Genomic DNA, 11273 nt, shown 5'->3' on the forward strand with positions numbered 1-11273 from the left:
CAAATGTATTAGTATGAGATATATAAATACAATCATTCAAAAAAAATAAAGACTCTAACGTATTAGTAAGTAGTTAATATGTTGGAGTCTTTTTTATATTCTTCTTATATCCCCTCAAGTATTAAAGTTACCTCATTATCCAGCATGCATGGCTAATTAAACGTTGCGGTTGAAACTTGATTCAACGAATAATCAAAAATCCACTGAATAAAATCCCGCTTTATTTCAAAGAGAAAAAAGTCGAATTTTATATGTAAGAAAAAAAGAGGAATTTGACAGAAAAGATAGAAAATTTTAAAGGTCAGAATTTGTTAGCTTGCTAACTAATTTCTATTAATTAACGTTGGAAGCGTTTTCGGTTGGTTTTAAGTATGGACCATTTAATCTATTTACAGGGGGATGAAGATATTATGAAACAAAAATCTATGGATACGCTAGCTGCACAAATGGAGGACTTTTTTCCAGTACGTGATGTAGATCATTTGGAATTTTACGTAGGGAATGCAAAGCAATCGAGTTATTATCTTGCGAGAGCGTTCGGATTCAAAATTGTGGCTTACTCTGGATTAGAAACTGGAAACCGTGAAAAGGTATCTTATGTTCTTGTGCAAAAAAATATGCGTTTCGTTGTGTCTGGAGCTTTAAGTAGTGAAAATCGTATTGCAGAGTTTGTAAAGACTCATGGTGATGGCGTGAAGGATGTGGCACTACTTGTTGATGATGTTGATAAAGCATACTCAGAAGCAGTGAAACGTGGTGCCGTCGCAATTGCTCCACCGCAGGAATTAACAGATGAGGACGGTACATTGAAAAAAGCAGTTATTGGTACGTATGGTGATACAATTCATACGCTTGTAGAGCGTAAAAATTATAAAGGGGCATTTATGCCAGGATTCCAAAAGGTAGAATTTAATATTCCATTTGAAGAGTCTGGTTTAATTGCTGTTGATCATGTAGTTGGTAATGTTGAAAAAATGGAAGAGTGGGTTAGTTATTACGAGAATGTTATGGGCTTTAAACAAATGATTCATTTTGATGATGACGATATTAGTACAGAGTATTCGGCGTTAATGTCGAAAGTTATGACGAATGGAAGTCGTATTAAGTTTCCTATTAACGAACCAGCAGACGGAAAGAGAAAGTCACAAATTCAAGAGTATCTAGAATTCTATAATGGAGCTGGTGTACAACATCTTGCTTTATTAACAAGTGATATTGTTAAAACAGTTGAAGCGCTTCGTGCAAATGGGGTGGAGTTTTTAGATACACCTGATACTTATTATGATGAGTTAACTGCACGAGTTGGAAAAATCGATGAAGAAATTGATAAGTTAAAAGAATTAAAGATTTTAGTAGATCGTGATGATGAAGGTTACTTACTACAAATCTTTACGAAACCAATTGTAGATCGCCCGACTTTATTTATTGAAATCATTCAACGTAAAGGTTCTCGTGGATTTGGTGAAGGAAACTTTAAAGCGTTATTCGAATCAATTGAAAGAGAACAAGAGCGTCGCGGAAACTTATAAGATTTATATCCACCAGCAAAAGTCCCTTTGCTGGTGGAAATTTCATTTTTATAAGGAGGAATCAGGATGAAATTTGTTACATTTTGTCTTCCTTCAAAAGAACTACGGGCTGGATGGCTTGAAGGTGACAAAGTAATAGATATGAATCTTGCTAGTGAAGGGAAAATCCCTTCTTCTATGATGGCTTTTTTAGAGAAAGCGGATGAGTATGTAGAAGTAGTGCGGAATATTAAGAATCCAAATAAGGGTATATATGCTTTAGAAGAAGTACAATTGACAGCTGCCCTTCCTAATCCGAGTAGTATTCGAGATTTTTACGCATTTGAACAACATGTAAAAACAGCTCGCGGACGAAGAGGATTAGATGTTGTGCCCGAATGGTATGATATTCCGGTTTTTTATTTTACTAATCATCGTGCTGTAATTGGTTCCAGTGATTTTGTAATTGGTCCGAAAAAGTCTAAAAAGCTTGATTATGAGTTGGAGATTGCTTGCGTAATAGGAAGAGAAGGGCGAAATATTTCTCGTGAGCAAGCAGAGGAATATATTTTTGGTTATTGTATTATGAACGACTGGAGTGCGAGAGACTTACAAGCAACAGAAATGAAAGTAGGTCTCGGTCCAGCGAAAGGAAAAGACTTTGCAACTTCTTTAGGAGCACATCTTGTTACGAAAGAGGAATTAGACGTTTATCGTAATGGTGATCGATATAATTTAGAAATGACTGCTCATGTAAATGGAAAACTATTATCAAAAGGAAACTTCCAAGATATTTACTATACATTTGCTGAAATGATTGAACGTGCTTCAGAGGACGTTACGTTATATCCAGGAGATGTGATTGGTTCTGGGACAGTAGGAACAGGATGTATTTTAGAACTGGGTACAGAAGAGTGGCTACAAGATGGAGATGTTGTAGAACTGTCGATTACTGGTTTAGGTACACTACGTAATACGATCAAAAAAGAAAAGGAAGCGGGTGATGGGCATGTTTTATCGTCACATGGGAGAACTACCTCATAAACGACATGTACAATTTCGTAAAAAAGATGGATCGCTTTATCGTGAACAGGTAATGGGAACAAAAGGTTTTTCTGGTACGCAGTCTATTTTGTATCATCATTATATGCCGACAGAAGTAGGTCATTCTGCATTATCGCATTCTTGTCAGTTGCAGTATGAAGAGGATGTTGCTCTTTCTCATCGCCACTTTCGAACGAAAGAAAGTAAAAAAAGTGGTGATGCAATAAGTGGACGGAATTTCATACTTGGAAATGAAGATTTATTAATTGGAGTAGTGAGTCCAACAGAAAAAATGGATTATTTCTATCGTAATGGTGATGGCGACGAAATGTTATTTGTTCATTATGGAACAGGGAAAATTGAAACGATGTTTGGAACGATTCACTATAGAAAAGGCGACTATGTAACGATCCCAATTGGAACGATTTATCGTGTTATTCCAGATGAAGGAGAGACTAAGTTTCTTGTTGTAGAGGCGAATAGCCAAATTACAACGCCGCGTCGTTATCGAAATGAATACGGACAATTGTTAGAACATAGTCCGTTTTGTGAAAGAGATCTTCGTGGTCCAGAAAAATTAGAGACATATGATGAAAAAGGCGAGTTTGTCGTAATGACAAAATCAAGAGGCTATATGCATAAACATGTTTTAGGACACCACCCGTTAGATGTTGTGGGATGGGATGGCTATTTATATCCGTGGGTATTTAATGTAGAGGATTTTGAACCAATTACAGGGCGCATTCATCAGCCACCGCCAGTACATCAAACATTTGAAGGACATAATTTTGTTATTTGCTCTTTCGTACCACGTTTATACGATTATCATCCAGAGTCAATTCCGGCACCATATTATCATAGTAATGTTAATAGTGATGAAGTTCTTTACTATGTAGAAGGAAACTTTATGAGTCGCAAAGGTGTGGAAGAAGGTTCTATTACACTTCATCCGAGCGGGATTCCCCATGGACCGCATCCGGGGAAAACAGAGGCAAGTATAGGGAAGAAAGAGACGCTTGAATTAGCTGTTATGATAGACACATTCCGTCCGCTTCGTATTGTAAAACAAGCACATGAAACAGAAGATGAAAAGTATATGTATAGCTGGATTGAACAAGGTTCATATACTGTGAAATAAGTAAAAAAGGCATGCTCTCAATAAGGGGGCATGCCTTTTTCACGGAATCGACATGTATAATAATACCAAAAAAATAATGGAAAGATATATAGAAAGAATAATAAGGATTGTGCATATTCAGAAGAATTTCTACTTGTTTCGACAAAAGTATTGACTAGGAAAAGCGTAATGAGTAAAATAAAAAAGCGAATTAAAAATTTTCAGAAAATTTAAAACTTGGAGGAGTGAAAGATGAAGCAAATTTTTCAAAAGAAGCCAATTGCAAAGTTAATGCAAGAAAGTAAGCAAAAAACGTTAGCAAGAACATTGGGCGCGCTAGATTTAACTATGCTTGGAATCGGAGCAATTGTTGGAACTGGTATTTTTGTTCTAACGGGTGTTGTGGCAGCGAAACATTCTGGGCCAGCTATTATATTATCATTTGCGATTGCCGCTCTAGCTTGTGCCTTTGCTGCATTTTGTTATGCTGAATTTGCTTCTTCAGTTCCTGTCTCGGGCAGTGTGTATACGTATACATACGCGACGATGGGGGAAGTATTCGCATTTTTAATTGGCTGGGACTTAATGCTGGAATATTTACTTGCTACATCTGCTGTAGCGAACGGTTGGTCTGCATATTTTCAATCTTTATTAAAGGGGTTTGGAATTCATATTCCGACTATTCTCTCCTCGGCTCCTGGTACAGGTAAGGGTGGAATAATTGATCTACCTGCAGTTCTAATTATTTTAGTGATGACAGTTCTTTTATCTAGGGGTGTTCGTGAAAGTGCACGAGTAAATAACATTATGGTATTTATTAAAATAGCAGTTGTTCTTATTTTTATCTTTGCTGGTTTTAATTATGTGAAACCTGAAAACTGGACGCCTTTTATGCCATTTGGTTTAGATGGTGTAATGGCTGGAGCGGCTACAGTATTCTTCGCATTTATAGGATTTGATGCAGTTTCAACAGCGGCAGAAGAAGTGAAACGTCCGCAACGTGATTTACCAATTGGTATTATTGCATCGTTATTAATTTGTACAGTTCTTTATATCGTTGTTTCGCTTATTTTGACAGGAATTGTTCCATACGGACAGCTAAATATATCAGATCCAGTTGCTTTTGCACTTCAATTTATTGGACAAGATGGTTTAGCGGGGGTAATTTCAGTAGGAGCAATTACAGGGATTACAACAGTAATGCTAGTTATGATGTATGGGCAAGTTCGTGTTTCTTATGCGATGAGCCGAGATGGTTTACTGCCGAAACGTCTTGCTAAAGTTCATCCGAAATTTAAAACGCCATTTTTAAATACATGGACAACGGGAATTATTGCGGCACTGATTTCAGGATTAATAGATTTAAATGTTTTAGCACATCTTGTAAATATGGGGACATTGTCAGCATTTGCACTCGTAGCTGTTGCGGTAATCGTAATGAGAAGAACACATCCAGACTTACCAAGGGCATTTAAGGCTCCGCTTGTACCATTTTTACCAGCATTAACAGTGATCTTCTGTTTATACTTAATGCTTCAATTATCGGGGACAGCATGGATTAGTTTTGGGATATGGATGGTTATTGGTATAGCGGTTTACTTCTTATATAGCCGAAAACATAGTGCTTTAAATAATAGTAAAAAAGAAGAAGATGTTGCAAATTTATAAGTGAAAAAATCCATTCTAATTCTGTTAGAATGGATTTTTTTATTTGAAAATTTACATTTTTCTGAACTTATTATAAGATAATTGTTGGCTAACTAAAGGGGTGAAATGATGAAAAATACGTGGCGTGAGTTAAGGGAGATGGACCGTAACGTATGGATTCGATTTATTGGAGAGACGTTAAATGGAATTGCAATGATGATGTTAATGCCTTTTTTTGCATTATATTTAAAAGATAAGGTAGATTCGTTGTTGGAAGTTGGGGTTATTATGGCGCTTTCTCCAATTGCTGCAAGTTTTGGATCACTTATAGGAGGGAGAATTGCTGACATATATGGAAGAAAGCCTATTATGATATTTTCTATGGCAAGTAATGCATTATTAATGCTCGGTTTTCTATTTATAGAAGGGTTTATTCCATATGCAATTTTATCTATTTTTTTAGGGTTGAGTAATTCTTTATTTCACCCAGCTGCATCAGCTATGGTCGCGGATGTAACGGCACCAGAAAAAAGAACAGAGGCATATGGTTTATTACGAATGGGACACAATATAGGTGCTGCGATTGGTCCGATAATGGGAGCATCAGTAGTTGTGTTGTCAAAGAACCTTGTGTTTATTATTGCCTCTTCTACAATGCTATTTTATGCGTTACTTGTATTACTTCTTATTCAAGAGACGATGCCAAAGAGGACAGATAAGGAAGAACATAAAGAAAAGGAATCTGGGGCAGTTTGGAAAATTGTAATGCGAGATAAGGCATTAATGATTTACTTATTAGCAGGTATTATCATTTCGATGGGGTTTTCTCAAACGGAAGGCATGTTGCCACTACATTTTGATAATGAAATGAAGCGTATTTTTGGAACGAACAATCCATATCCATATTTAATGGCGTTAAACGGACTATTAGTTGTTTTATTCCAGTTTCAAATTTCAAAATGGGCTACGGATAAACCAGTTGGGAAGACGATGTTATATGGTGCATGTTTATTCGGGATTGGATTATTTTTTATAGGGTGGTTACCGAAGTGGTTTGGAGAATTTAATACAAATGCTACAATTATTTTAATAACACTACTGTTCGTTTATGCTTTATATACGTTAGGTGAAATGATTATGTCGCCTGTACAGATGACATTTGTAGCAAATTTGGCCCCTGAGCATTTGAGAGGGACTTATATGGGAGCTGCAAGTTTGCAGTGGATTACAGGAAGTGCATTTGGTCCACTTTTGGGCGGTTTTTTATTAGATCGATTACTTGGTCACTTTCTATTTACAATTTTAGCTGTAGGATGTGTAGTTGCAGGTATTGTATATGTTTCTTTAGATCGCCTTGTTGAGCAAAGGCAAAAAGACACACTAACCAAACAATCTTCTTAGTGAATAGATGACATACACAAAAAAGGGGATTTCTACATATTTTAGGTACATAACTAGATTAGATTGCCATTTTATTTTGTGTAGCTATATAGAAAATGAAATGAAAAACCAATAAGTGATGTTATTTAATTATTTATGGAAGTTACATTTTATTTCAAATAGGAACTACCTATTTTTATAAAAAGTGCTAAAATAGAAAAATGAAAACAATTGGTTAGGGTGATTTCATTGACGAAAATTAAATTAGGTTTATTATATGGTGGAAAATCAGCTGAGCATCAAGTTTCGCTACAGACGGCTCTTGCTGCTATTAAAGCGTTAAATCAAGATAAATTCGAGATTCATCCAATTTATATTACAGAACAAGGTCAATGGGTACGTGGTGAGCGTATTGAAGGCGAAGTAACAGATGTTGAAGCTTTAAAAATGAGCGGTGCAGAAAATGCGATTTCTCCGTTATCATTAAGTACAGAAATTATCCCATCTGCAGCTTCTGAGGAGAACGCTATTGACGTTATTTTCCCATTACTACATGGACCAAACGGTGAAGATGGAACGGTTCAAGGACTATTAGAATTAATGAATATCCCTTATGTAGGAAATGGTGTTCTAGCATCATCTGCTGGTATGGATAAAGTTGTTATGAAAAACATCTTTGCAGAGGCTGGTTTAAAACAAGCAAAATATGCATCCTTCATTCGTAGTGCATGGGAAAAAAATCGTGAGGAAGCTTATTCTAAAGTAGAAGATAAGTTAGGATATCCTTGCTTCGTAAAACCAGCGAACCTTGGTTCAAGTGTTGGTATTAATAAGTGTAAAAATCGTGAAGAACTTGAGGATGCATTTGTAGAGGCATTCCAATTTGATCGCAAAATTATTGTAGAAGAAAATATTGTAGGTCGTGAAGTAGAAGTTGGGGTACTAGGTAATGATGAGCCGAAATGTTCAGTTGTAGGTGAAATCGTTCCGAAAAAGGACTTCTATGATTATAAGTCGAAATATATCGATGGTGATACGGCGCTAATTATTCCAGCTGAAATGACAGAAGAAGAATCTAATGTAATTAAGCGTGATGCGATTATTGCATTCCAATCATTAGACGGTGCAGGTTTAACGCGAGCTGATTTCTTCTTAACGAAAGATGGAGAAGTGTATATTAACGAAGTAAACACAATGCCAGGATTTACACCGTTCAGTATGTTCCCTCTATTATGGCAACATACTGGGTTACCGTATCCAGAATTAATCGAAGAGCTAATTCGTTTAGCGATTGAACGTCACGAAGAAAAACAAAAAATTAAATATACAATCTAACAAAAAAGGAGGAAGCACTATTCATAGGAATAGTGCTTCCTCTATGTAAGGAGCGTTTATATATGATAAAGCGAATGTTAAAGCAAGTGGAACAGATGGTAAATGGTACTGAATTAGCAGAGCAATATGAGGGAATTACTATTCAAGGCGTGTCTATTGATACGAGAAAAATTGAAAAAGGAAACTTGTATGTTCCGATTCAAGGGGAGCGCTTCGATGGACATGCTTTTGTAGATAAAGCTGTTGAAAATGGAGCTGTGGCTACATTATGGATGAAAGATGTAGCGAATCCACCTGAGAATCTTCCGGTTATTTTTGTAGAAGACACGCTATCGGCATTGCAAATGTTAGCGAAAAACTATCGCGATCAATTGGATGTTAAAGTTGTAGGTGTAACGGGTAGTAACGGTAAAACATCTACGAAAGATATTGTAACAAGTCTTCTTGCGACTAAATTCAAAGTGCAAAAAACAGAAGGGAACTTCAATAACCATATCGGATTACCTCTTACCATTTTAAACTTAGAAGAAAATACAGAAGTAGCAGTATTAGAGATGGGTATGTCAAGCCGAGGCGAAATTGAATTCTTATCTAAGTTAGCTCGTCCTAATGCAGCTATCATTACAAATATTGGTGAGGCACATTTAATGGATTTAGGATCTCGTGAGGCAATTGCTGAAGCGAAATTAGAAATTGTTACAGGATTACAAGAAGGTGGCGTGTTCGTATATAACGGAGATGAGCCTTTATTAACGAATCGTGTTCCTGGAATGAATTTAGCAGCAGAAACGGTTACGTTTGGTGATGCAAGAGCAAACGATTATTATCCAACGACTGTAACATTACAAGCAACTGGGACACATTTCAAAATGAATAGAGATGAAAATATTTCATTCTACTTACCGGTGTTAGGAAAACATAATGTGTATAATACACTTGCTTCAATGGCAATTGCGAAACATTTTGGTGTAACGTGGGAAGAGATGAAAGAAGGTTTAGTAACACTTCAAATGACGGGCATGCGTATGGAAATTGTGAAAACAAATAGTGGTTTAACAATTATCAACGATGCTTATAATGCAAGCCCGACGGCTATGGAAGCAGCATTCCATTTAATGAATGGTTTAGATGGTTTTGCTAAAAAAATCGTTGTGCTCGGTGATATGTTAGAACTTGGAGATCAAGAAGTACAGTTCCATTATGAGGTAGGAAAATTAATCGATCCAGCAAAAATCTCACATGTATTCACATACGGTAGATTAGGGGCTCAAATTGCTGAAGGAGCAAAAATTAATTTCCCTAATGAACGTGTAAAGGCGTATGATAATAAAGAAGAGTTAGTAAAAGATTTACAAGCAGTAGTCGATGTGAAAGATGTTGTATTAATAAAAGCATCTCGCGGTATGAAATTAGAAGAAGTAATTACGATGTTGAAATAATTGGTGTATATAAATAGGGATGATAGTTACGAAAATAGAAGAAACTTATAATAAGCGCTTACAATAAATATAAAAAAATAAAAGTGAAGAAAAAAACTCTGAATATGAAAATAAGGTAACAGTTGGGTTTGCTTTTTACACATACAAAACTTATAATTGATAAAGTGTAATAACGTTTAGAAGTATTTTCGTGAAGAATATACGCCCGTTTATATACGTGAGCATTCAGGAAAAGGGCTTTTCCGCAAATTCGGAAAACGCCTTTTTTTAAATGATAAGTATAGGATAGAAAAGGAGAAGTAACATTGACAACATTTCGAGAATTAGGATTAAGTGATTCTTTACTGCAATCTGTTGAAAGTATGGGCTTTGAAGAGGCTACACCAATTCAAGCTGAAACAATTCCACATGCATTGCAAGGTAAAGATATTATTGGGCAAGCGCAAACAGGTACAGGGAAAACAGCAGCATTCGGATTACCACTATTAGATAAAGTGGATACACATAAAGAATCGGTTCAAGGTATTGTTATCGCGCCAACGCGTGAATTAGCAATTCAAGTTGGAGAAGAATTATACAAAATTGGTAAGCATAAACGCGTTCGTATTTTACCGATTTATGGTGGTCAAGATATTAACCGCCAAATTCGTGCTCTAAAAAAACACCCACACATTATTGTTGGTACGCCGGGTCGTATTTTAGATCATATTAACCGTAAAACACTTCGTCTGCAAAACGTAGAGACAGTTGTTCTTGACGAAGCGGATGAAATGTTAAACATGGGCTTCATTGAAGACATTGAAGCAATTTTAACAGATGTGCCAGAAACACATCAAACATTACTATTCTCAGCGACAATGCCGGATCCAATCCGCCGTATTGCTGAGCGTTTCATGACTGAGCCTCAACACATTAAAGTAAAAGCAAAAGAAGTAACAATGCCAAACATTCAGCAGTTCTATTTAGAAGTGCAAGAAAAGAAAAAGTTTGACGTGTTAACACGCTTATTAGATATTCAATCTCCAGAGCTTGCAATCGTATTTGGTCGTACAAAGCGTCGTGTTGATGAATTATCAGAAGCATTAAACTTACGTGGTTATGCTGCAGAAGGTATTCACGGTGATTTAACTCAGGCGAAACGTATGTCTGTATTACGTAAATTTAAAGAAGGTTCTATTGAAGTTCTTGTTGCAACAGACGTTGCTGCGCGTGGTCTTGATATTTCAGGCGTAACGCACGTATATAACTTCGATATTCCACAAGATCCAGAATCATACGTTCACCGTATCGGTCGTACTGGTCGTGCAGGTAAAAAAGGTATTGCAATGCTATTTGTAACACCACGTGAATCAGGACAATTAAAAAATATCGAGCGTACAACAAAACGTAAAATGGACCGTATGGATGCACCGACACTTGACGAGGCATTAGAAGGTCAACAACGTTTAATCGCTGAAAAGCTTCAAAGCACAATTGAAAATGAAAACTTAGCATACTACAAGCGTATTGCAGAAGAAATGTTAGAAGAAAATGACTCTGTAACAGTAGTAGCTGCTGCTTTAAAAATGATGACTAAAGAGCCGGATACAACTCCGATCGCTTTAACATCAGAACCACCTGTTGTTTCAAGAGGCGGCGGTTCTAAAAAACGCGGCGGTAACGGAGGCGGATACCGTGATGGTAACCGTAATCGTAGTCGTGATGGACGCGGCGGTGGCGATGGACGTAATCGTGACCGTAACCGTGATGGACGTAATCGTGACGGAAACCGTGATCGCAATCGTGATGGTAACCGCGATCGTA

Annotated in this window: 8 protein-coding genes; all 8 read left to right on the forward strand. The window is 36.6% G+C overall.

What is annotated here, in order from left to right:
- The first annotated feature begins 410 nt into the window (after nucleotides 1-410).
- Nucleotides 411-1529, forward strand: coding sequence for a 4-hydroxyphenylpyruvate dioxygenase (hppD, locus tag MR107_RS27355; protein ID WP_000810922.1), 1119 nt, complete (start codon nucleotides 411-413; stop codon nucleotides 1527-1529).
- A 66-nt stretch (nucleotides 1530-1595) separates the two neighbouring features.
- Nucleotides 1596-2552, forward strand: a complete 957-nt coding sequence (locus tag MR107_RS27360) for a fumarylacetoacetate hydrolase family protein (RefSeq protein ID WP_242292958.1) — start codon at nucleotides 1596-1598, stop codon at nucleotides 2550-2552.
- Complete coding sequence (locus MR107_RS27365; protein ID WP_013141710.1) at nucleotides 2518-3690, forward strand: homogentisate 1,2-dioxygenase; 1173 nt, start codon at nucleotides 2518-2520, stop codon at nucleotides 3688-3690. The genes MR107_RS27360 and MR107_RS27365 overlap by 35 nt, the downstream gene beginning before the upstream one ends.
- Nucleotides 3691-3921: 231 nt before the next feature.
- Nucleotides 3922-5337, forward strand: coding sequence for a branched-chain amino acid transporter BcaP (locus MR107_RS27370; protein ID WP_000809361.1), 1416 nt, complete (start codon nucleotides 3922-3924; stop codon nucleotides 5335-5337).
- A 108-nt stretch (nucleotides 5338-5445) separates the two neighbouring features.
- Complete coding sequence (locus MR107_RS27375) at nucleotides 5446-6717, forward strand: MDR family MFS transporter (RefSeq protein ID WP_000799721.1); 1272 nt, start codon at nucleotides 5446-5448, stop codon at nucleotides 6715-6717.
- 228 nt (nucleotides 6718-6945) lie between these two features.
- Nucleotides 6946-8031 carry a D-alanine--D-alanine ligase gene (locus tag MR107_RS27380; protein ID WP_000161427.1) on the forward strand — a complete coding sequence of 362 codons (1086 nt, stop codon included), beginning with the start codon at nucleotides 6946-6948 and terminating at the stop codon, nucleotides 8029-8031.
- A 62-nt stretch (nucleotides 8032-8093) separates the two neighbouring features.
- A complete protein-coding gene (murF, locus tag MR107_RS27385) occupies nucleotides 8094-9470 on the forward strand; it encodes a UDP-N-acetylmuramoyl-tripeptide--D-alanyl-D-alanine ligase (protein ID WP_000595957.1) in 1377 nt (458 codons plus the stop codon).
- A 305-nt stretch (nucleotides 9471-9775) separates the two neighbouring features.
- The coding region (gene cshA / locus MR107_RS27390; RefSeq protein WP_242292959.1) for a degradosome RNA helicase CshA at nucleotides 9776-11273 on the forward strand (1498 nt) is incomplete at its 3' end.

Origin of the sequence: Bacillus cereus group sp. BfR-BA-01441, assembly GCF_022663075.1 — a bacterium.
GTDB lineage: Bacteria > Bacillota > Bacilli > Bacillales > Bacillaceae_G > Bacillus_A > Bacillus_A cereus.

What these genes read in the sequence shown, in the direction of transcription:
- hppD (WP_000810922.1), top strand. Translation starts at nt 411, where the DNA reads ATGAAACAAAAATCTATGGATACGCTAGCTGCACAAATGGAGGACTTT.
- MR107_RS27360 (WP_242292958.1), top strand. Translation starts at nt 1,596, where the DNA reads ATGAAATTTGTTACATTTTGTCTTCCTTCAAAAGAACTACGGGCTGGA.
- MR107_RS27365 (WP_013141710.1), top strand. Translation starts at nt 2,518, where the DNA reads ATGTTTTATCGTCACATGGGAGAACTACCTCATAAACGACATGTACAA.
- MR107_RS27370 (WP_000809361.1), top strand. Translation starts at nt 3,922, where the DNA reads ATGAAGCAAATTTTTCAAAAGAAGCCAATTGCAAAGTTAATGCAAGAA.
- MR107_RS27375 (WP_000799721.1), top strand. Translation starts at nt 5,446, where the DNA reads ATGAAAAATACGTGGCGTGAGTTAAGGGAGATGGACCGTAACGTATGG.
- murF (WP_000595957.1), top strand. Translation starts at nt 8,094, where the DNA reads ATGATAAAGCGAATGTTAAAGCAAGTGGAACAGATGGTAAATGGTACT.